The organism is Micromonospora sp. NPDC005367, from assembly GCF_040606825.1.
Taxonomy (GTDB): domain Bacteria; phylum Actinomycetota; class Actinomycetes; order Mycobacteriales; family Micromonosporaceae; genus Micromonospora.
Genome location: NZ_JBEXFP010000021.1, coordinates 16410 through 35508, shown reverse-complemented (window position 1 = coordinate 35508; position 19099 = coordinate 16410). Strand labels below are relative to the sequence as shown.

The following is a 19099-nucleotide window of genomic DNA, read 5'->3' as shown; positions in this document are numbered from 1 at the left end:
GCGCAGAAGGCATGGAGCGTGGCAACAGCAAGCACGGACCGAGGATCGACGAACAGATGAGCCAGGAGGTCAGCGGCCTCGTACAGGGGCCGGGGACCGGCGGTTCCCGGGTCGACGAGTCCCGGGTGCCGGAGCCCGCGGGCGAGGACCAGCCGGAGGCGACGACGGCGCCCGCCGGCGAGCTGCGAACCGGAGCCCCGAAGGGGATGAGTTCGCAGGACGTCGAGCGGCGCAGCCGGCTCGGACGGTTCATCACGATGAGCGCGCTGCCCGGCGACCGGGAGGCGCTGGTCGCGAACGCCCGGGACAACGGCGCGCCGGACGACATCGTCGCCGCGTTGCAGACGCTGCCCGACGGCACCCGGTACCAGACGATCTCCGAGGTCTGGGCCGCGCTCGGCAACAAGAACGAGACGACGCGCTGGTGACCGGTGCGGGACCCGATCTCGACCGACTCCGGCGCCCCTGAGGAGGATGCCTGATGAGTGGCGTTACCGAGCATGTGGACGTTTCCGTCCCGGTGCGGACCGCGTACGACCAGTGGACCCAGTTCGAGGAGTTCCCGCACTTCATGGAGGGGGTGGAGGAGGTTCGGCAACTGTCGGACACGATGACGCACTGGACTGTCGAGATCGCCGGGGTGAAGCGCGAGTTCGACGCCGAGATCACCGAGCAGCTCCCCGACGAGCGGGTCGCCTGGCGTTCCACGAACGGCGCGCAGCAGGCCGGTGTGGTGACCTTCCACCGGCTGGACGCGGACAACACGCGGGTGACCCTCCAGCTCGAGTTCGAGCCGCGCGGCGTGGTGGAGCAGGCCGGCGACAAGATGGGGATCGTCGATCGGCGTGCCAAGGGCGACCTGGAGCGGTTCAAGCAGTACATCGAGCGGCGTGGCCAGGAGACCGGCGCCTGGCGCGGCAAGGTGGACCGCCCCCAGCCGTGACCCCCACCCCCGGATGACGAACGCCCGACGGCCGCCGGTCTCACCGGCGGCCGTCGCCGTCCGCGCGGCCTGCGCCGTTTGCGATCACCGGGCCCGGGTACCGCGAGGGCATGACGAACAAGAACAAGGTGTGGCGGGACGAGGAACGGACCCCCCTGGAGGAACTGGAGCGGGCCGTCGCGAGTTCCACGATCGATGGGCAGGGCGACGACGTCACCGGTAACGACGCAGGCGAGGAGGCGGCGTTCGGTCACGGGCCGGAGGCGGCGGACCGGGACGGACAGGCCGCCGGGGCGGGTCGGGAACCGACCGACCCGGAACGCGCGTACCGCCCGTCGACGACCGGGCGTACCGGCCCGGACACTCTCTGACCTTCCGACGGGCCGGGCCGCGGTGGTGCTGGCCGGCCCGAGGGTCGGGTGCCTTCACGAGAAGGTCCGGCCCGACCGACCCGGTCGCCCTCCGGCGGCCGGTTCACCGGCGATGCGGGCGGCCGGATCAGCCGGCGACGCGCGCGCGTCGGCGGGACGCGGCGGCGTGCAGGACGATCAGCGCCACGGCGAGCGCGAGCAGCGCCGACCCGAGCGCCTGCACCGAGGTGTGCGACATGAGCACACCGATCCCGGCCGGGACCAGGGAGGCGCCGAGCGCGGACATGCCGATCTGCAACCCGATGGTGCGGTCGGCGTGGGCCGCGCCGACCCGCTCGGCGGTGGTGAGGGTGAGCAGCGGGAAGACCGGGGCGGCGGAGAAGCCGACCACCACCAGCCCGGCCACCGCCAGCCAGGCGGGCGCGGGCACGGCGATCAGCGCGGCGCCGCCGGCCATGCCGATCAGGCTGGCGCGCAGTACCTGGCCCGCGCCGAGCCGCTCGGCCACCACGCCCTGCACCACCCGGCCCACGAAGAGGCTTCCCCAGTAGGCCGACACGCAGAGCCCCGCGGCCGCGTCGGTCAGTCCCCGCCCCTCGGTGAGCAGCAGGAACGCCCAGAGTCCGGTGGCCACCTCGATCGCCACGTACACGGCGAAGGCGAGCGCGCCGAGCCAGACCGCGGGCAGGCGCAGTGTCTCCCGTACCGGGACCGGCCGGACGGCGGTCGGCGCGGCCGCCTCCGCCACCACCCCGACCGATCCGACCGGCCCGGACACCGCGTCGCCCACCACCGCGACCGGCTCGGCCGGCGGGTCCGGTACGGGGGCGGAGGTCCGCTGCCGCCAGGCCCGGACGCTCGACGCGAACGCGGTGGCCAGGGCGAGCTGCGCGGCGGCCACGATCCCGTACCCCCAGCGCCAGCTGAGCCCGGCGCCGAGCGCGCCCGTCATGATCAGCGGGCCGATGGCCACGCCGAGCCCGAAGAACGCGTGCATCCAGTTCATGTGCCGGGGTCCGAACGCGCCGGCGGCGTACGCGTTGAGCCCCGAGTCGATCGCGCCGGAGCCGAGCCCGAGCACCACCGCGGCCCCGATCACCACGGCCAGGACGGGGCTCACCGTGTAGCCCGTCAACGCCAGGGCGGCCAGCATCGTGCTGCCCGCCAGCAGCCAGCCCACGCCGAGCCGGGCCAGGGTGAAACCGGCCAGCACGCTCGAGATCAGGTAGCCGGCCGTGCTGGCGGTGAGCACCAGGCCGACCGCTTCGGTGGGCACGCCGAAGTCGTTCGAGATCGACGGCCATCCGACGCCGATCAGGCCGTCCGGCAGGCCGAGGCTGACGAAGGCGAGGTACGCCAGCAGGAGCAGGGCGGCTCGGGGGCGCGCGTTGGGGGTGGACACGGAGGCTCATCCTCCGCTCCGGCCGGTCGGCGGTTCGGCCCCGGGTCCCCCGTACGACAGGGCGGGACGCCCGGACGGTCCGAAAAACGGACAGCTCATACAGAATCGGCCGAACGGGGGACGGCGATCCCCACTTACCGCGTAAGACTTTCGGAATGCGACAAGGCTCCGGCATCCTCACCACGCGTCAGCGCCGCCTGGCCTGGCTCGGCTTCCTGCTGGCCGCGCTCCAGGCGCCCGTCTCCGCTCGGCTCGTCTCCGACGATTCGTGGCTGTTCAGCCTCTGCGTCGCGCTGATGGTGGCCACGGTGCTCATCGCCGACGACGCCCGCCGGCGCCCGGCCGACGCCCGCACGGGCGACTAGGCCCTGTCGCTCGGGCGCGCCTCGTGCCCGGGCAGGCCACGGGTTCGCCGCCGCTCCTTCATCTCCGCCTCGTAGAGGTGGCGCCGACCGCCGACCAACTGATCGCGGGCGTACCGGTCCAGCTCGCGGAAGAGTGCGTAGTAGCCGTCGTCGAAGTCCTCGACGATCTGGAACGTCCAGCGCCCGGCTATGACGTTGCGCCCCAGCAGTTGGGTGTGGATCCGCTCGGCGATCTCCGGGTGCCCGGCGTCGCGGAACATCTCCACCGCGTCGTCGAGCATCAGGTCGGCGTGCCCGATCAGCTGGTGCAGCGAGTAGAGGTGACCGCGGGCCCGTTCCACGCACTCCAACGCCTCGCTCAGCTTGCCCAGTGCCGCCACGGTGTCGTCGCCGACGTCCTGCGGCCGTCGGTGCCGCTCGTCGGGCCCGTCCTGCTGCGCCATCGCGCCTCCGTACTCCTGCCGTTTCCGTTCGGGGCGGATCCGCTCGCTCGCCGGCCGGACGCTCGGGCACCGACCGGTGGCTGACCACACACTGCGGGAGGCGGAGGCCGACCGGGGAGCGGGTTCGGTTAGCGTCGTTCCCCATGCGTGTGCCGTTCAACCGGGTCGCTGCCAGTGAGGTCGACTCGGCACGGTCCACCCTCGCCGCTCTCGCCGCCTCGGTCGGCGACGGGCTCGCCGCCCGGGCCGGGAGCCCCGGCCTGCGGGCGCTGCTCGATCAGCACGCCGCCGCCGTACGCGACAGTCTCGACAGCGGCCTGCGCCCGCTGACCCTGGCCGCGCTCGCCGGGTACGCGGAGGGCGTGCTCGCGGCGGCGTCGGCGCACGGCCGGCAGCCGACGGGCGGCCCGATCGACTGGTCCGATCCGGACTGGCTGCCGATCCGGCTGCTCGCGGTCCACGCGCTGGCCCGCGCCCTCGACGTGGCCTGAGCCGACCCCGACGCCTCCCGGGATGGCTCGGGCCCGACCACTGGTTCCGGTACCTGTCGGGCGCTGAGCAGCCCGAACGGTCGTTGCACGGCGCGTCGCGGCCGGTGCGGGCCGTCGCCGGCGCGAGGAATACCGGTGGCACCCGCCGCGACGCACCGAACATGATCGGAAACAGCGGGCCGCTCCTCGGGCTAGGCTGCGGGCATGCCAGGAACGGTCGGGCGCATCCCCACGCCGCCGGCGCCGCTCTCCGGGTCATCCTCCCGGACCGAGGCGGCAGCCGCCGTCTTGGGCCACGACTGGGCCGGTACGTCACTGGGCCCGCGCCACTGCTGGGACCCGGCGGTACGGGCGGTCGTCGACCTCGTCCTCGCCTCGCCGGTGCCGATGGCCCTCGCCTGCGGCGACGACCTCCTCCTGATCTACAACGACGGCTACGCCGAGCTGATCGGTGAGAACCACCCGACGGCTGTGGGGCGTCCCGCCGCCGAGGTGTCCCACGAGCTGTGGCATCTGCCGGGTGTCGGAAACGTGCTGGAGCGCATCTACCGCGACGGCGGGACGGTCCTGGAGAAGGAGGGCACTCGCCCGCTCGTCCGCAACGGCGGTGGCGTGGTCGAGCAGGCGGTCTTCACCTGCGGCTACTCCCCGGTGCGGGACGACAGCGGAAGCATCGTCGGGGTGCTCGCCGTGGCGGCCGAGACCACTCACGCCACCCGGCAGTTGCAGAGCCTCGGCGAGGTGGCCGCGGCGCTGGCCGGCACCCTCACCCTCGATGACGTCGCCCGGGTGAGCCTGCGCTACGCGCTCACGACGTTCGACGCCGATCGCGTCGCCTTCGCCGTGGACGAGGGGGGCGGCGGCTGGCGGATGGTCCGCCGGATCCGGGGCGAGCTGATCGACGAGGCCGACGAGCGGCTCCCGCCGCTGTGGCGACGCACCGCCGCCGACTGGCCGGATCCGGTGGTGCAGGCGGCCCGGTCGGGCAGCCCGCTCATCATCGGCACGGGCCAGCCGCTGCGGGAGTCCGCCGCCGACCGGCACGACCAGAAGATCGTCTCACTCGCCGCGATGCCGCTGCGCGCGTCGGTCGTACGCGGTGGGCTCTCCGTCGGCCACCAGGCCGCGCGCGTCTGGTCCGGCGCGGAACGCGCGCTGCTGGCCGCGTCGGCGGAGCTCATCGGGCAGGCGACCGAGCGGGCCCGGCGGTTCGAGACCCAACACGGCACCGCCCAGCTGCTGCAACGCAGCATGCTGCCGGAGCACCTGCCGGACCTCCCCCGGCTGCGTATCGCTGCCCGCTACGACCCGGGGGTGGACGGCAACGCCGCCGGTGGGGACTTCTACGACGCCTTCCTGCTGCCCACCGGCCGGCTCGGGGTGGTTCTCGGCGACGTGGCCGGACACGACGTGCGGGCCGCGGCCCGCATGGGGCAGGTACGCGCGGCGCTGCGCGCGTTGGCCCTGAGCGACCCGCGTCCGGACGCCGTCCTCGCCGGCCTGGACCGGCTCGTGGCCAGCCTGGCCGCCGAGGCCGGCACGCCCGAACTCTTCGTCACCGTGGTCTTCGGCGTGATCGACGCCGACCGGCATGAGTTGGTCCTGGCCAGTGCCGGGCACCCGGCCCCGCTGATCCGGCGGTGCACCGCGGACGACCAGTCGCACGCCGAGTACGTCGACCTGCCCGCCGGTGCGCCGCTCGGGCTCGGCGCCCAGCCTGCCGTGGCCACCGTCCGGTTCGCCCCCGGCGACACGCTGCTGCTGTTCAGCGACGGTGTGGTGGAGCGGCGGCGGCAGAGCCTGAGCGCCGGTCTTTCCGCGCTCGGCGAGGCGGTGGCCGGAGCCGGCAGCGGCGACCCGCGGGCGCTCTGCGCGGTCGCCAGCGCGGCGGTTTCCGGGGCCACTGAGGACGACGTCGCCGTCCTCGCGGTGGAGCACGCGTTGAAGCCCAGCCGGTCGGCGAGCATCGAGGTGCCCGCGGAACCGACCGCCCCGGGCCGGGTCCGGCGCTGGCTCACCGCGCAGCTGGGCGAGTGGCGAGTGCCGGAGTCGGTGATCGGCGCGGCGGTGCTCTGCACCAGCGAGCTGACCACCAACGCGCTGCTGCACGCCGGTACCGCCGCCCGGGTGGAGATCGACCTCAGCGCCGAGCGGTTGCTCGTCTCGGTCGCCGACTCGGGCACCCGCGGGGCGGTCACCCGGACACAGACCGACACGTTGAGCAGTCGGGGACGGGGGCTCGGGCTGATCGAGGAGCTGAGCGACGCCTGGGGCACCGACCCGACGGTGCGCGGCTCGACCGTCTGGTTCGAGCTCCTGCTTCCCGCCGAGTGAACCGCACGCGCCCACGCGTCAGTCCCGCCCGTGGCGGGTAGGAGGACGGCGATGCCTACCGACAATCCTGCCGGCGTCCTCTTCGACGTCGACGGCACGCTGGTCGACACCACGTACCTGCACACCGTGAGCTGGTGGGAGGCGCTGCGCCAGAACGACCAGCCGGTGCCGATGGCCACCGTGCACCGCGCGATCGGGATGGGCTCGGACAAGCTGCTCGACCACCTGCTCGGCCCCGAGCGGGACCGCGACGCCGACGGGCGGCTGCGCGACGCGCACGACACCCTCTACGCCGAGTACTGGGAGCGGCTCACACCGCTGCCGAGGGCGGCGGACCTGCTGCGGGCGTGCGCCGAACGAGGGTTGCGGGTGGTACTCGCCACGTCGGCCGCCGAGCACGAGGTCGCCGCATTGCGCCGGGCGCTGGACGCGGACGACGTCATCGCGGCGGTCACCTCGTCGGCGGACGCGAAGCAGAGCAAGCCGGCCCCGGACATCCTGGTCGCCGCGCTGGACCAGTCCGGCCTGCCCGCCGAGCGGGTGGTCTTCGTCGGCGACTCGGTGTGGGACGTCGCCGCCGCCGGCAAGCTGGACATCCCGTGCGTCGGTCTGACCTGCGGCGGGACCAGCCGGGGCGAGCTGGCCGGCGCCGGCGCGGTGGCGGTCTACGACGATCCGGCCGCTCTGCTGGCGACGCTCGACGACTCACCGCTGAGCCGGTCGAAGTGAACCGCGCGCGGTCCTGCGCCGGCGCGGAGGCATAGCCGGAGCACCGTCGGGGCAAGGTCTGTCACCACCTGCCCGCGCCGCGCGGGCGCGGGTCGGAGGTGGTGCGGTGGAACCGGTGGACGTGGGCTTCGCCGTCGTGGGGCTCGGCGCCCTGCTCGCCGGCGTCCTCCCCCGGTTGCTGGAGCGCCGGCCGCTGTCCATGCCGATCGCCTTCCTCGGCCTCGGCATGGCGGTGTTCCTGCTGCCCACCGGCCTGCCGGTGCCGGACCCGCTGGCGTATCCCGAGGTTGCCACGCACCTCACCGAGATCGGGGTGATCGTCGCCCTGATGGGTGCCGGGCTGAAGATCGACAGACCGTTGAGCTGGTCGAGGTGGTCGTCCACCTGGCGGCTGCTGGCCGTCGCGATGCCGTTCTGCATCGCGGCGGTGGCCGTGCTCGGATGGTGGTGGGCCGGCCTGGTGCCGGCGACCGCACTGCTGCTGGGCAGCGCGCTCGCGCCCACCGACCCGGTTCTCGCCTCGGACGTCCAGGTCGGCGAACCCACCGACGCGGAGGACTCGGAGGACGAGGTCCGGTTCGCCCTCACCTCGGAGGCCGGGTTGAACGACGGGCTGGCCTTCCCCTTCGTGTACGCGGCGATAGCCGTCGCGGGCACCAGCCTCGCCCCCGGGGACTGGCTGGCCCGCTGGTTCACGGTCGACGTGCTGTGGAAGGTCGGCATCGGCGTCGGCGGTGGTCTGCTCGTCGGCTGGCTGCTGGGCAAGCTCTTCTTCCACGCCCCGCGGCAGTTGCGGCTGGCCCGGCACGCCGAGGGCTTCCTCGCCCTGGCCGCGACGTTCCTCGCGTACGGGCTCGTGGAGGTGGTCGGGGGGTACGGCTTCCTGGCCGTCTTCGTGGCCGCCCGGGCGATCCGGGCCGCCGAGCGGACCCACGAGTACCACGCCGTGCTGCACGACTTCGCCGAGCAGGTCGAACGGCTGCTGACCGTGCTGTTGCTGCTGCTCTTCGGCGGCGCGGTGGTGGGTGGACTGCTCGCCCCGCTCACCGTCCCGGCCGCCGCGGTCGGCCTGGCGCTGGTCTTCGTACTCCGGCCGCTGGCCGGCTGGCTGTCGTTGCGCGGAGCACCGGGACGGCCCGCCGAACACTGGGTGATCGCGTCCTTCGGCATCCGGGGGGTCGGCTCGTTCTACTACCTCGCGTACGCGACCACGAAGGCCGACTTCGCGGGGGCGGACCTGGTCTGGGCCACCGTCGGGCTGGTGGTGATCGTCTCGGTGCTCGTACACGGCATCGCCGCGACCCCGGTCATGCAACTGCTGGACCGGACCGGTGAACGGACCGACGAGTCCGCGCCGGACCGCGCCGTCGAGCCTTCGGTCAGTGGCGCGACCGGCTGAGCGCGACCCGGGCGGTGCCGCCGGCGCATGAACGAGTGGCAGCCGGGGTATTGGTACACCTGTTCGACGAAAGGTGGGGATCATGACGGACCGCAGCAGGGACGAGGCCAATCCGCGGGGCGCGATCAAGGACCCGGACGAGTGGGTGACCGGGGCGGAGCCACCCACCGCGGCCCAGGAGTCGTACCTGGCCACGCTCGCCCGCGAGGCGGACGCCGAGGTGCCCGACGGGCTGACCAAGGCGGAGGCGTCCAAGCGGATCGACGAACTCCAGGAGGAGACCGGCCGCGGCGAGTGAACCCGGCGAACCCGGCGGTGGCGCCTGGTCTCGGGGCTCGCGCGGTGGCGTCGGCTCAAGGCCCGCCGGCGCCGCCGCCCGCCGGGCCGGGTCGGGTCGGCTCAGCGTGGCGGGAGGCGGTGCAGCTCCACCCGGTCGAGCCGCCCCGCGGCCACCCGGGCGGACAGGTAGGTGGCGTGCGGCTGGGCTCGCCGGTCGGTCGGTGAACCGGGGTTGAGCAGCCGCAGCCCGCCCGGGGCGACGGTGTCCCACGGGATGTGGGAATGTCCGAAGACCAGCAGGTCCGTGTCGCGGAAGCGGGCAGCGCAGCGCTCCTCACGGCGGGTACGCGGCCCGGTCTCGTGCACGACGGCGACCCGCAAGCCGTCGAGTTCCACCCGGGCGATCTCGGGCAGCCGGGCGCGCAGCGCCGGCCCGTCGTTGTTGCCGTGGACGCCGATCAGCCGGCGGGACCGGGCCCGCATCGCGTCCAGCAGCGATTCGTCGACCCAGTCGCCCGCGTGCAGCACCACGTCGGCCGACTCGATGGCGGTCCAGAGCTGCTCGGGCAGGTCCCGGGCCCGCTTCGGCACGTGGGTGTCCGCGGTGATGACCAGACGCATCCGCCCATTCTCATCCGCGGAGCCGGCGGCATGTCGCCGTCGCCCGTCGGGCGCGCCGTCACCGGTCGGCGGCGTTTGCCGGGCGTGCGGCTCGGCACTGCCGGACGCGGCGCGGCACCGCCGGACGGGCGCGGCTCGGCGCTACTGCACCGGTGCGGCGTTACCGGGCGACGGGGGCGGGAAATGGGGAGTCCTACGAGGGAGGAACTCATGACCAGTGCTTCGGGACCGACCTCCGGCTGGCGGTCCGCCCTGCCCGGCGGTGGCCTGCTTCCGGGCCCGGCGGGCCGGACGACGGTGCCCGGCGACGGGCACGGTCCGGAGACCGGGCCGCCGACCGTGACGGTCGGGTCGTATCCGGACTACCCGTCCGCCCAGCGGGTGGTCGACCACCTGGCGGACAACCGGTTCCCGGTGGAGCACACGGCCATCGTCGGTACGAACCTCACCCTGGTGGAGACGGTTCTCGGCCGGATGGACACCGGACGCGCGGCCCTGATCGGCGCCGGCACCGGCGCCTGGTTCGGACTCTTCATCGGCCTGCTCTTCGGCATCTTCACGGTCGGCAACTGGCTCGGCGTGATCGTGGTCGGGCTCGTGGTCGGCGCGATCTGGGGGGCCATCTTCGGCGCGGTGGCACACGCGATGACGGGCGGGCAGCGCGACTTCACCTCGGCCAGTTCCCTGCGGGCCGGCCAGTACGCCGTCATCGTCGACGCGAACCTGGCCGACCAGGCACGGCAGCTGATCGGCCGGCTCGATCTCTCCGCAGCCGAGCCGAAGCCGAAGTCGCGCTGACGGGGCGGAGGAACGCCGGACCCTGGTACGAGAACGCAATTGGCTCTCGCACCAGGTCCGCACGGTTCGGCCGGAGCCGCCGGGGTCCGCGGCGGGCACCCCGACTATCGGTCCGCCAGGTCCGGCCGGTGCTCGCGTATCCACGCCTCAACATCGGACTTGCGCCACACCTTGCCCATGGCGAGCACGGCTACCGGCTCGGGGAAGTTTCGTTGGTTGGCGATCACGGAGGCACGCTGCCGGGAGACGTTCCCCAACATCTCCCGAATCTCCGCCACGCCAACCAGGTCCATAGGTTGACGATGACAGCGGGCAGCGGTCACGACAGCGACAACTACGCAGACTATTGACAGCGACAACAGTTAGCGACAGCATGGAGGGATGGAACGAGCCGCCAACGAAAGTTCCGGGTACGCCGGGCCCTACGTGATGCCGCCCCGGCCGGGATCGCAGCGACACCCGGCGCAACTCGACCCCCACCGGCCGCACCTGCCACGGCGGCCACGGTGGGTGTGCCGAGTGTGCCCGGACATGGACTGGCCGTGCCCGCCCGCCCGGCTGCTCCTGGCTGTCGAGTACCGGCGCAACCTCGCCGGGCTGGCGGTCTACATGGGGCAGCAACTGGCGGCAGCCATGGCGGATCTCGAGCGGCTGGACACCGGCAACCCCCCGGCCGGGAACGCCCTGTACGAACGGTTCATCACGTGGATAGAGCGCAAGCGGGAGGTACCCGTCAGCCGGCCGCGCGTGGCCGGTCAGGGCGGCCCGGCCGGGACTGAGCCGCCCGAGCCCGAGCCCTAACCGCCGTGTGAACCGGAGTAGGCCAGCTCCCCGGCCCGGATGGGCACGTCGACCCGGTTCTCCGGCGGGGCGAGCGGGCAGGCCCAGCGGTCATCGTAGGCGCACGACGGGTTGTAGAGATAGTTGGCGTCCAGCCGGACCCGGTCGCCGGGCAGCATCGTCAGTCCCCGCCCGAAGGTGCCCTTCACCGTGTCGGTCAGGTAACGACCGCCGCCGTAGCTCTCCTCGCCGCAGGTGGCGTCGCGCACCGGCACGAAGAGGCCCCCTCCGTACGCCATGATCCACCAGAGCGTGAGCGGGCCCCACGGCGTCTCCGCGACCGCGACCCGCCGGTAGCGGATCACGCCGTCCGGGCCGCCGGTGTCGGTCTCGATCTCACCCTCGGCGGGCCGCAGCGGCGCCTCCACCACGGCGGACGGGTTCGGCGGGTGGTAGCGCACCCCGGTGAAGGTGGGCCGGTCCTGTGGCGGAATGGGGCTCTGCGGATGGTCGGCGAAGAGACGGTCACGTTCCGCGCGGAAGCCGGCCAGGTCGAGGTCGGACAGGTAGAGCCGGGCGATCCGTTCCCGCCAGTCGGCTAGGTCGAGGTCGTTCACCCGACGAGCCTAGTCCGCGCGCACGGCCCGCAGGCCGGTCGGCCCGGTCACTCCCCCGGCGATGCGACCGGCCACGGGTCGGTGGCCAGGCGGGCGTGCAGGTGCTCGTCGTGGCGACGGCCGTCGCCGTACCGGAAGGATTCGCGCAGCGTGCCCTCGATGCGGTAACCGGCCCGCTCGGCGACCCGGCAGGAGGCCGCGTTGGCGGTGGCGTGGCACAGCTCGATGCGGTGCAGTTCGAGTTGTTCGAAACCCCAGTGGGTGAGCAGGGTGACGGCCCGGGACGCGACACCGCGACCGCGCGCCGACGGGACCACCCAGTAGCCGATCTCGGCTTCGTCGCCGTGGATGCCGTGCAGCGACACCGAGCCGAGCAGCGTGCCGCCGATGGCGTCGGCCACCGCGAGCGATGCGTGGTCTCCGGCCGACCAGTCCGCGCGGCGGCGTAGCCAGCTCAGCGTCCGCTCCTCGTCGACCGGCCAGCCCTGCGGATTCCACCGGGCGATGTCCGGATCGCTCAGGGCGGCTTGGACCGCCGACGCGTCGGCCTCGCGCCAGGGGCGAAGCACCAGGCCGGGGACGGTCAACTGCATCTGGGCCACGCGGGAAGTCTGCCATGCCAACGCGGCACCCGGCGCCGATACTTTCTTCAAACCTGTAAGACCTGACCGGGAGCCACCTTATTCCGTCGAGTGGTACAGCCAACTGCAAGATTGTTTAATTTTTAAATAGTGCTACTGTGGGCGACGTGACCGAGAGCCTGGACAGCAGCCGACTCGCCGCCTGGCGCGCGTACATCGAGTCCAGCCAGCGGCTGTTCACGCAGCTGGAGGAGGACCTGCGCGCCGACAGCGACCTGAGCTTCGCCGACTACCACGTGCTGGTGCTGCTCTCCGAGGCGCCCGGCCAGCGACTGCGGATGGGCGAACTGGCCAGCCGGCTCGTCTTCTCACCCAGCCGGCTGACGTACCTGATCTCCTCCATGCAGCGACGGGGGCTGGTCAGCCGGGAGCCGTGCCCGGGGGACCGCCGGGGCAGCCAGGCGGTGCTCACCGCCACCGGGCTGCTCACCGTGCGGGAGGCCGCACCCCACCACCTGCTCTCGGTGCGTACCCACCTGATGGACGACCTCGACGACGACGAGGTCGCCTGCCTCACCCGGATCTTCGAGCGCCTCGGTGACCGCCTGCGGGCGGCCCGGGACGCCTCGACCACCCACGCCAAGAACTAGGAGAGCCCGATGCCCGCGATCACCGTTGACGACGTACTCGTCCTGCCCCGGCTGCCCCGGCTGGACGAGTCCACCACCTTCCGGCCGGTACGCCGGCTGACCACCGCCCCCAGCGGCTTCGAGGGGGAGGGCTTCCCGGTGCGGCGGGCCTTCGCCGGGGTGCCGCTGAGCGAGCTCGACCCGTTCATCCACCTCGACCAGATGGGTGAGGTCGACTACGCCCCGGGTGAGCCGAAGGGCACTCCCTGGCACCCGCACCGGGGCTTCGAGACCGTGACGTACATGATCGACGGGATCATGGACCACCAGGACACGAACGGTGGCGGTGGCACCATCACCAACGGCGACACCCAGTGGATGACCGCCGGCAGCGGCCTGCTGCACATCGAGGCTCCGCCGGAGCACCTCGTGGTCAGTGGCGGCCTGTTCCACGGCACCCAGCTCTGGGTCAACCTGCCCCGCGTGGCCAAGATGAACCCGCCCCGCTACCAGGACATCCGGGGCAGGGAGACGGCGCTGCTCACCACCCCGGACGGCGGGGCGCTGATCCGGGTGATCGCCGGCGAGGTGGCCGGGCACCGCGGCCCGGGCTCGACCTACACCCCGATCACCATCGCCCACGTCACCATCCAGCCCGGGGCGCAGGTGGACATCCCCTGGCAGCCGGAGTTCAACGCCCTCGCCTACGTGCTGAGCGGACGCGGCACGGTCGGCACCGACCGGCGACCGCTGCAGATCGGGCAGCTCGCGGTGCACGGCCCCGGCGACGCGCTGCGTTTCACCGCCGACGAGCGGCAGGACTCGCACACGCCGGCGCTGGACCTGTTCCTGATGGGCGGCCAGCCGATCCGGGAGCCCGTCGCGCACTACGGGCCGTTCGTCATGAACACCCGCGACGAACTGGTCCAGGCGTTCGAGGACTTCCAGGCCGGTCGGCTCGGCGTCGTTCCCGCCCAGCGGCTGCCGCACACCGACGGCCAGGGCGAGCGTCCCTGAATCCTGTCGCGCATGGCGGGGCTCGCCGCCCCGCCATGCGCGAGGTCACGGGTCGCGCGGGTGGTAAATGTCACGCGGGTGGTACGGGTCAGGAGACGGCGAAGATGCCGGCCAGGCCGAGGAGCACCATGACCAACACCGCCACCAGCGCGCCCCGCTCGCTCTCCACCGCCTGCTCGCGGTGCTCGGTCAGGGGGCTCGTCGTCTCGCCGGGCATGCTCTGGCCTCCAGGAAGTCTCGCGCCGATCAGGTCGGCCGGCCACGGCACCGGGTACCGGGCGGCGTGGGAAGCCCACGGCGGGGTCCTGCCGTGAGATCGGGGTCGACATCCAGGTGTGGTGCCCGGCCGCGGCCGAACTCGCCGACCCAGGATCACGGTTACCCGTCTGAGCCACCGGAAACCTGGTCGGCCAGGCAAATCACGACACGTCCGTCGACCGGCCGCGGGAGACGCGGAACTCCGTCGACCGACCGGGCCGACGCGACCCGGTCGGGACACGGCGGACCGGCCGGAGGGCGACCCGGCGGCTGGCCGCCGCACCGGGCCTGTCGAGCGGTACGCGGTGAACGCGGCCGGCCGAGCCTGTCGAGCGGTACGCGGTGAGCGCGGCGGTCCGGGCCGGCCGCTCGGGTGTTACCGGCGCACCGGGCGGCTCACGACCCGGGTGTCCCGTCGCCGGACCGTGGCGGCGGCGAGCGCGCCCCCGACCTGTTCGTCCGGCAGCCCCGCCTCCCCGGGATGCTCGGTCACGCTACCGGGGTAGGCGAAGGCGACCCGGGGCGAGTAGAAGCCGGAGACGATGGTGAACGGGTTGGCCGGGCGCAGCGCGTAGGTCGGGTGCTCCGGCTCCAGGAACTCGACCGATTCGACCTCGAAATGCGACACCGGCTCGACGAGGTGCGGGTAGATCGAGCTGAGCAGCCGGCCGTCCCGCCGGGTGAAGTAGCGGCTCTGCCCACTGCTGATCACGTGCCCGGTCTCCCCCACCCGGCACCGGGTCCGGATCACCGGCACGCCGTCCATCTCGGTCTCAGTGACCAGGGTGTCGGCGCGCACGTGGAGGGTGGTGCGCCCCGGGTACGCGGGGAAGCCGCGCGTGCGGACGTAGCCGAGCACCCGTTCGGTCGAGGTGATGTAGTGCGTCCACCAGCCTCCCGGGGTGGCGCCCCCGGGAGCGTCGACGCCCTCCAGTGACGCGCCCAGGTAGGTCAGGTCGTAGGCGCCGAGGCCGGAGGTCTGGCTCTCGTCGTCGACGACGCACTGGCCGAGAAAGACGCGTCGGTCCGGGTGCGGCTGCAGCCCGGTCGGCACCAGCGCGGAGACCGCGTCCGGATCCGCAGGCAGCCAGCTCACGTGGAGGAAGCGACTGTTCACGACTAGCTGAGGAGCAGCAGGGTCGAGCACGGGCGCCTCCATCCGACGACTACCAGCCGACGCTACGGCGGTCCCGTGTGTGGGACAAGGACGGAATGTCGACAGTAACCGCCGGATGTCGGCTTTCAAGTTGACCGCCCGGCCGAGGGGTTCCTGCCGTCCGGCCCACACCCACCGGACGTCCAGCCGGCGTCCGCGGCCCGCGTCGTGCCGGTAATCGCCCTCACGCCCGACACCCCGTCCGACCGAATAGTCCCGTTCTCTTGCAATTAGCCGCTTAAGTACATCAGCCGTTCGGCTAGATTTTCGCTGGACCATCGGGTTAGTGTGACTACCGAACGGCCCATTCGAAGCCAAGACGAAGCGTCACGTCTCCATCCGCGGACGAGGTGCAGGGAGGACCACCCATGACCGCGCCAGCGACCATTGAGCACACGACGAGCACGTCCACCACGGCGGCGAAGCTCGACCCGCGGCCACTCTCCGACAGCGCCACCGACCTGCTCAACACGATGGCTGCGCTGCCCGCCGACCACCCGTCGCGTCCCGCGCTGCGGGACCGGGCGATCGAGGCCTGGTTGCCGCTCGCCAACCACCTCGCCCACCGCTACAGCGGCCGGGGCGAGCCGACCGACGACCTGGCGCAGACCGCCGCGGTCGGCCTGATCAAGGCGATCGACAAGTTCGACCCGTCCCGCGGTGTCGACTTTGCCGGCTACGCAATTCCCACCATCATCGGCGAACTGAAGCGGCACTTCCGCGACCGCACCTGGGACATCCGAGTCCCACGGCGCTTGCAGGAGCTGCGACTGGCCATCTCCGACGCCAACAGCACCCTGCTGCAGACCCTGGGCCGCTCCCCGACGGTCGCCGACATCGCCGCCCACCTCAAGATCACCGAGGAGGAGGTCCTGGAGGGCCTGGAGGGCGCCCGCGCCTACAACGCGGTCTCCCTCTCCACTCCGACCGGCGACGGCGATCGCGCCACCGAGCTGGGCGACATGCTCGGCGGCGAGGACGGCGAGTTCGAGCTGGCCGAGCTGCGGGTCGCCCTCGGCCCCGCCCTCGCCACGCTCGACGAGCGTGAGCAGAAGATCCTCACCCTGCGGTTCTACGGCAACCTGACCCAGTCGCAGATCGCCGAGCAGGTCGGAGTCTCGCAGATGCACGTCTCCCGGCTGCTGGCCCGAGCGCTGACCAAGCTGCGCGGCCAGCTCGAAGGCACCTACTAGCCGCCGGGGGTTCACTGACATCCAGGGGGTGATGGCACCGATGGCCGGGTCCGGGTGACCCGGCCATCGGTGTGTCCGCCGGACGCCGGGCCGCGCCGGGCCGCCGCCGCCACCGGTGCGAGACTGAGCCGTGCTCTCCGACGTACGCCTGGACCTGCCGGTGCGCGCCGCGCTGCCGGCGGTCGTCGCGGCGCTGCGCACGACCGGCGCCGGCGTTCTGGTGGCACCGCCGGGCACCGGCAAGACCACGCTCGCGCCGCTGGCCGTCGCCGAACAGGTGGACGGCCGGGTGGTGATCGCCCAGCCCCGGCGGGTGGCGGCCCGAGCCGCGGCCCGCCGGATGGCGGACCTGCTCGGCGAACGGGTCGGCGACCGGATCGGGTACGCGGTACGCGGGGACCGGCGCGTCGGCGCGCGTACCCGCGTCGAGGTGGTCACCACCGGTCTGCTGGTACGTCGCCTGCTGCGCGATCCCGACCTGCCCGGCACCGGGGCGGTGCTGCTCGACGAGTGTCACGAACGCCACCTCGACGCCGACCTCGCGCTCGCGTTCGCGGTGGAGGCGCGCGGTGCCCTCCGCCCCGACCTGTGGCTGCTGGCCATGTCCGCCACCCCGGAGGCGGACCGCTTCGCCGCGCTGCTCGGCGGCTCCGACGACCCCGCCCCCATCGTGCGGGCCGACGCGGCGCTGCACCCGGTGACCCGGATCTGGGCGCCTCCGCCCCGACCGGTGCCCGCGCCGGGGGCCGGCCCGGTCGACCGGGCCCTGCTCGACCACGTCGCGGCGACCGTACGGCGGGCGATACGCGAGCACGACGGCGACGTGCTGGTCTTCCTGCCCGGGGCGGGCGAAATCGCGGCGGTCGCCGGTCGGCTCACCGATCTGCGCGACACCGTCGACCTTCTTCCCCTGCACGGTCGTCAGCGCTCCGCGGAGCAGGATGCCGCACTTCGTCCACGAGCGGCGGCCCCGCCCGACATGGGCGCGGCGGCCCGGCGTCGGGTGGTGCTGGCCACTTCGGTCGCCGAGAGCAGCCTCACCGTGCCCGGCGTACGGATGGTGGTGGACGCGGGGCTCGCCCGGGTCCCCCGGCTGGACCTGGCCCGTGGGCTCGGCGCGCTGGTCACCGTGCCGGTGTCCCGGGCCGCCGCGACCCAGCGAGCCGGTCGGGCCGGGCGCGAGGCACCCGGGTATGTGTACCGCTGCTGGTCCGAGGCGACCCACGAGCGGCTGCCCGCCCAGCCCGGGCCGGAGATAGAGACGGCGGATCTCACCGGCTTCGCGCTGGACCTGGCGGCCTGGGGGCAGCCGGACGGCGCCGGACTGGCGCTGCCCGACCCGCCACCGGTGGCCGCGATGGCGGTCGCCCGGGACACCCTCGCCACGCTCGGCGCGATCGACCCCACCGGCAGGATCACCGGACGCGGCCGGGCCATCGCCGCGGTCGGCTCCCATCCACGGCTGGCCCGAGCCCTGCTCGACGGCGCCGGCCGGGTCGGCGCCGACCGGGCGGCCGAGGTGGTCGCCATGCTCGCCGAGGACACCGTCGCCGGCCCGGCCGACGACCTCGCCGCTGTCTGGCGTCGGCTACGCGCCGGCACCGACGCGGCCACCACCGCCCGTTGGCGCGCCGAGGTGCGGCGGTTGCGCCGCCTCCTGGACACCGAAGCCACCGCCGCCGGTACGAGCACCGGGGCGGGACACCGGCTGCCCGACGATCTCGCCGCCGGGCTGCTGGTCGGGCTGGCCCACCCGGAGCGGCTGGCCCGGGTCCGGCGACCGGGCGGCTCCTCGTACCTGATGACCGGGGGCACCGCCGGGGAACTGGCGCCCGGGTCGGGCCTGGCCGGCGCCGAGTGGCTCGCGGTGGCGGTCGCCGACCGCGCCCCCGGCGCGCCGGCCGCCCGGATCCGGATCGCCGCCGCGCTCGACGAGGCCACCGCCCGGGAGGCGGCCGGGCCGCTGCTGCGTACGGATCGGGAGGTCGGCTGGTCGGGCAGCGACGTGGTGGCCCGGGAGGTGGTGCGGCTCGGCGCGATCGAACTGGTCGAGCGCCCCCTGCGTCACCCCGACCCGGCCGAGGTCGGCGCGGCCCTGGTGACCGGACTGCGCCGCACCGGCCTCGGGTTGCTGGAGTGGTCCCCGGCCGCCCGCGCGCTACGGGAACGGCTGGCGTTCTGCCGGCACGCGCTCGGCGACGACTGGCCGGACGTCGGCGACGACGCGCTGCTCTCCGCCGCCCCCGCCTGGCTCGCCCCGGAGCTGGCCACCGCCCGACGCCGCGCCGACCTGGCCCGCACGGACGTCGCCGCCGCGCTGCACCGGCTCCTGCCCTGGGCACAGGCGGCGCGTCTGGACGAGGTGGCGCCGGAACGGCTCACGGTGCCCAGCGGCTCGCGGATCCGGATCGACTACACCGATCCGGCGGCACCCGTGCTGCCGGTGAAGCTCCAGGAGACGTTCGGGTGGCAGGAGGCGCCCCGCATCGCCGGCGGGCGGGTGCCGGTGCTGCTGCACCTGCTCTCGCCGGCCGGTCGGCCGGTCGCGGTCACCGCCGACCTGGCCTCCTTCTGGCGGGTGGGTTACCCGCAGGTCCGGGCCGAACTGCGCGGCCGCTACCCACGACACCCGTGGCCGGAGGACCCGACGACCGCCGTACCGACCCGGCGCGCCAGCCCCCGCCGGCGCTGAC

The 19099-nt window shown here is 73.6% G+C and carries 22 protein-coding genes and 1 pseudogene; 15 read left to right on the top strand and 8 right to left on the bottom strand.

Features of this window, described 5'->3' with window-relative positions; translation table 11 throughout:
• Nucleotides 1-11: 11 nt before the first annotated feature.
• The 3 genes from ABZS42_RS16925 (at nucleotide 12) to ABZS42_RS16915 (ending at nucleotide 1314) form a co-directional block, all read left to right on the top strand.
• The gene (locus ABZS42_RS16925) at nucleotides 12-428 is read left to right on the top strand and encodes a DUF2795 domain-containing protein (protein ID WP_355146168.1); all 417 of its coding nucleotides are present in this window, start codon (nucleotides 12-14) and stop codon (nucleotides 426-428) included.
• A 53-nt stretch (nucleotides 429-481) separates the two neighbouring features.
• Entirely contained in the window at nucleotides 482-943 is a 462-nt protein-coding gene (locus ABZS42_RS16920) for an SRPBCC family protein (protein WP_076470195.1), read from the top strand.
• A 110-nt stretch (nucleotides 944-1053) separates the two neighbouring features.
• Nucleotides 1054-1314, top strand: coding sequence for a hypothetical protein (locus ABZS42_RS16915; protein WP_355146166.1), 261 nt, complete (start codon nucleotides 1054-1056; stop codon nucleotides 1312-1314).
• Nucleotides 1315-1441: 127 nt separating this feature from the next.
• On the opposite strand, the gene ABZS42_RS16910 is transcribed toward ABZS42_RS16915, so the two are convergent.
• Entirely contained in the window at nucleotides 1442-2716 is a 1275-nt protein-coding gene (locus ABZS42_RS16910) for an MFS transporter (RefSeq protein ID WP_355146164.1), read from the bottom strand.
• A 155-nt stretch (nucleotides 2717-2871) separates the two neighbouring features.
• Between ABZS42_RS16910 and ABZS42_RS16905 the strand changes: the two genes are divergently transcribed.
• Entirely contained in the window at nucleotides 2872-3081 is a 210-nt protein-coding gene (locus ABZS42_RS16905) for a hypothetical protein (protein ID WP_355146162.1), read from the top strand.
• On the opposite strand, the gene ABZS42_RS16900 is transcribed toward ABZS42_RS16905, so the two are convergent.
• Nucleotides 3078-3524, bottom strand: coding sequence for a hypothetical protein (locus ABZS42_RS16900; protein ID WP_355146160.1), 447 nt, complete (start codon nucleotides 3522-3524; stop codon nucleotides 3078-3080). The two genes, ABZS42_RS16905 and ABZS42_RS16900, sit on opposite strands and share 4 nt — an antisense overlap.
• Nucleotides 3525-3667: 143 nt before the next feature.
• Here ABZS42_RS16900 and ABZS42_RS16895 point away from each other — a divergent pair.
• From ABZS42_RS16895 to ABZS42_RS16875, 5 genes and pseudogenes are all read left to right on the top strand, one after another.
• Nucleotides 3668-4082, top strand: a pseudogene (locus tag ABZS42_RS16895) (DUF6401 family natural product biosynthesis protein).
• A 137-nt stretch (nucleotides 4083-4219) separates the two neighbouring features.
• Nucleotides 4220-6349, top strand: a complete 2130-nt coding sequence (locus ABZS42_RS16890) for a SpoIIE family protein phosphatase (protein ID WP_355146158.1) — start codon at nucleotides 4220-4222, stop codon at nucleotides 6347-6349.
• A gap of 51 nt (nucleotides 6350-6400) precedes the next feature.
• The gene (locus tag ABZS42_RS16885; protein WP_355146156.1) at nucleotides 6401-7078 is read left to right on the top strand and encodes an HAD family hydrolase; all 678 of its coding nucleotides are present in this window, start codon (nucleotides 6401-6403) and stop codon (nucleotides 7076-7078) included.
• Between the two features lie 106 nt (nucleotides 7079-7184).
• Entirely contained in the window at nucleotides 7185-8477 is a 1293-nt protein-coding gene (locus tag ABZS42_RS16880; protein WP_355146154.1) for a cation:proton antiporter, read from the top strand.
• 82 nt (nucleotides 8478-8559) lie between these two features.
• Entirely contained in the window at nucleotides 8560-8775 is a 216-nt protein-coding gene (locus tag ABZS42_RS16875) for a DUF3072 domain-containing protein (RefSeq protein ID WP_355146152.1), read from the top strand.
• A 101-nt stretch (nucleotides 8776-8876) separates the two neighbouring features.
• On the opposite strand, the gene ABZS42_RS16870 is transcribed toward ABZS42_RS16875, so the two are convergent.
• Nucleotides 8877-9377 (bottom strand): metallophosphoesterase, encoded by a 501-nt coding sequence (locus tag ABZS42_RS16870; RefSeq protein WP_355146150.1) that lies wholly within the window; start codon nucleotides 9375-9377, stop codon nucleotides 8877-8879.
• A 210-nt stretch (nucleotides 9378-9587) separates the two neighbouring features.
• Here ABZS42_RS16870 and ABZS42_RS16865 point away from each other — a divergent pair, with 210 nt between their 5' ends.
• Nucleotides 9588-10175, top strand: a complete 588-nt coding sequence (locus ABZS42_RS16865; protein WP_355146148.1) for a general stress protein — start codon at nucleotides 9588-9590, stop codon at nucleotides 10173-10175.
• A 104-nt stretch (nucleotides 10176-10279) separates the two neighbouring features.
• Here ABZS42_RS16865 and ABZS42_RS16860 read toward each other — a convergent pair whose 3' ends face one another.
• Entirely contained in the window at nucleotides 10280-10468 is a 189-nt protein-coding gene (locus tag ABZS42_RS16860) for a hypothetical protein (protein WP_355146146.1), read from the bottom strand.
• A gap of 238 nt (nucleotides 10469-10706) precedes the next feature.
• Between ABZS42_RS16860 and ABZS42_RS16855 the strand changes: the two genes are divergently transcribed.
• Nucleotides 10707-10976, top strand: a complete 270-nt coding sequence (locus ABZS42_RS16855) for a hypothetical protein (RefSeq protein WP_355146144.1) — start codon at nucleotides 10707-10709, stop codon at nucleotides 10974-10976.
• Here ABZS42_RS16855 and ABZS42_RS16850 read toward each other — a convergent pair.
• Nucleotides 10973-11572: a DUF1684 domain-containing protein gene (locus ABZS42_RS16850; protein ID WP_355146142.1), complete on the bottom strand. Its 600-nt coding sequence runs from the start codon at nucleotides 11570-11572 to the stop codon at nucleotides 10973-10975. The genes ABZS42_RS16855 and ABZS42_RS16850 overlap by 4 nt on opposite strands.
• 47 nt (nucleotides 11573-11619) lie before the next feature.
• The gene (locus tag ABZS42_RS16845) at nucleotides 11620-12165 is read right to left on the bottom strand and encodes a GNAT family protein (RefSeq protein WP_355146275.1); all 546 of its coding nucleotides are present in this window, start codon (nucleotides 12163-12165) and stop codon (nucleotides 11620-11622) included.
• A 155-nt stretch (nucleotides 12166-12320) separates the two neighbouring features.
• Between ABZS42_RS16845 and ABZS42_RS16840 the strand changes: the two genes are divergently transcribed.
• Together ABZS42_RS16840 and ABZS42_RS16835 are read left to right on the top strand one after the other, a co-directional pair.
• Nucleotides 12321-12803 (top strand): MarR family transcriptional regulator, encoded by a 483-nt coding sequence (locus ABZS42_RS16840; protein WP_355146140.1) that lies wholly within the window; start codon nucleotides 12321-12323, stop codon nucleotides 12801-12803.
• 9 nt (nucleotides 12804-12812) lie between these two features.
• Nucleotides 12813-13799 (top strand): pirin family protein, encoded by a 987-nt coding sequence (locus ABZS42_RS16835; RefSeq protein WP_355146138.1) that lies wholly within the window; start codon nucleotides 12813-12815, stop codon nucleotides 13797-13799.
• 88 nt (nucleotides 13800-13887) lie between these two features.
• Here ABZS42_RS16835 and ABZS42_RS16830 read toward each other — a convergent pair whose 3' ends face one another.
• Together ABZS42_RS16830 and ABZS42_RS16825 are read right to left on the bottom strand one after the other, a co-directional pair.
• The gene (locus tag ABZS42_RS16830; protein ID WP_355146136.1) at nucleotides 13888-14016 is read right to left on the bottom strand and encodes a hypothetical protein; all 129 of its coding nucleotides are present in this window, start codon (nucleotides 14014-14016) and stop codon (nucleotides 13888-13890) included.
• 417 nt (nucleotides 14017-14433) lie between these two features.
• On the bottom strand, nucleotides 14434-15153 hold the full coding sequence (locus ABZS42_RS16825; protein ID WP_355146134.1) for a hypothetical protein: 720 nt from the start codon (nucleotides 15151-15153) through the stop codon (nucleotides 14434-14436).
• 533 nt (nucleotides 15154-15686) lie between these two features.
• On the opposite strand from ABZS42_RS16825, the gene ABZS42_RS16820 reads away from it, so the two are divergent.
• Nucleotides 15687-16406 (top strand): SigB/SigF/SigG family RNA polymerase sigma factor, encoded by a 720-nt coding sequence (locus tag ABZS42_RS16820; RefSeq protein ID WP_355146273.1) that lies wholly within the window; start codon nucleotides 15687-15689, stop codon nucleotides 16404-16406.
• Between the two features lie 130 nt (nucleotides 16407-16536).
• Nucleotides 16537-19098 carry an ATP-dependent helicase HrpB gene (gene hrpB / locus ABZS42_RS16815; protein ID WP_355146132.1) on the top strand — a complete coding sequence of 854 codons (2562 nt, stop codon included), beginning with the start codon at nucleotides 16537-16539 and terminating at the stop codon, nucleotides 19096-19098.
• Nucleotide 19099 lies beyond the last annotated feature (1 nt).

Excerpts from the sequence above, each read along its gene's own strand:
- ABZS42_RS16890 (WP_355146158.1), top strand. The coding sequence starts at position 4,220 with ATGCCAGGAACGGTCGGGCGCATCCCCACGCCGCCGGCGCCGCTCTCC.
- ABZS42_RS16845 (WP_355146275.1), bottom strand. The coding sequence starts at position 12,165 with ATGCAGTTGACCGTCCCCGGCCTGGTGCTTCGCCCCTGGCGCGAGGCC.
- ABZS42_RS16820 (WP_355146273.1), top strand. The coding sequence starts at position 15,687 with ATGGCTGCGCTGCCCGCCGACCACCCGTCGCGTCCCGCGCTGCGGGAC.
- ABZS42_RS16885 (WP_355146156.1), top strand. The coding sequence starts at position 6,401 with ATGCCTACCGACAATCCTGCCGGCGTCCTCTTCGACGTCGACGGCACG.
- ABZS42_RS16830 (WP_355146136.1), bottom strand. The coding sequence starts at position 14,016 with ATGCCCGGCGAGACGACGAGCCCCCTGACCGAGCACCGCGAGCAGGCG.
- ABZS42_RS16870 (WP_355146150.1), bottom strand. The coding sequence starts at position 9,377 with ATGCGTCTGGTCATCACCGCGGACACCCACGTGCCGAAGCGGGCCCGG.
- ABZS42_RS16920 (WP_076470195.1), top strand. The coding sequence starts at position 482 with ATGAGTGGCGTTACCGAGCATGTGGACGTTTCCGTCCCGGTGCGGACC.
- ABZS42_RS16905 (WP_355146162.1), top strand. The coding sequence starts at position 2,872 with ATGCGACAAGGCTCCGGCATCCTCACCACGCGTCAGCGCCGCCTGGCC.
- ABZS42_RS16900 (WP_355146160.1), bottom strand. The coding sequence starts at position 3,524 with ATGGCGCAGCAGGACGGGCCCGACGAGCGGCACCGACGGCCGCAGGAC.
- ABZS42_RS16855 (WP_355146144.1), top strand. The coding sequence starts at position 10,707 with ATGGACTGGCCGTGCCCGCCCGCCCGGCTGCTCCTGGCTGTCGAGTAC.
- ABZS42_RS16865 (WP_355146148.1), top strand. The coding sequence starts at position 9,588 with ATGACCAGTGCTTCGGGACCGACCTCCGGCTGGCGGTCCGCCCTGCCC.
- ABZS42_RS16925 (WP_355146168.1), top strand. The coding sequence starts at position 12 with ATGGAGCGTGGCAACAGCAAGCACGGACCGAGGATCGACGAACAGATG.
- ABZS42_RS16915 (WP_355146166.1), top strand. The coding sequence starts at position 1,054 with ATGACGAACAAGAACAAGGTGTGGCGGGACGAGGAACGGACCCCCCTG.
- ABZS42_RS16875 (WP_355146152.1), top strand. The coding sequence starts at position 8,560 with ATGACGGACCGCAGCAGGGACGAGGCCAATCCGCGGGGCGCGATCAAG.
- ABZS42_RS16860 (WP_355146146.1), bottom strand. The coding sequence starts at position 10,468 with ATGGACCTGGTTGGCGTGGCGGAGATTCGGGAGATGTTGGGGAACGTC.
- ABZS42_RS16835 (WP_355146138.1), top strand. The coding sequence starts at position 12,813 with ATGCCCGCGATCACCGTTGACGACGTACTCGTCCTGCCCCGGCTGCCC.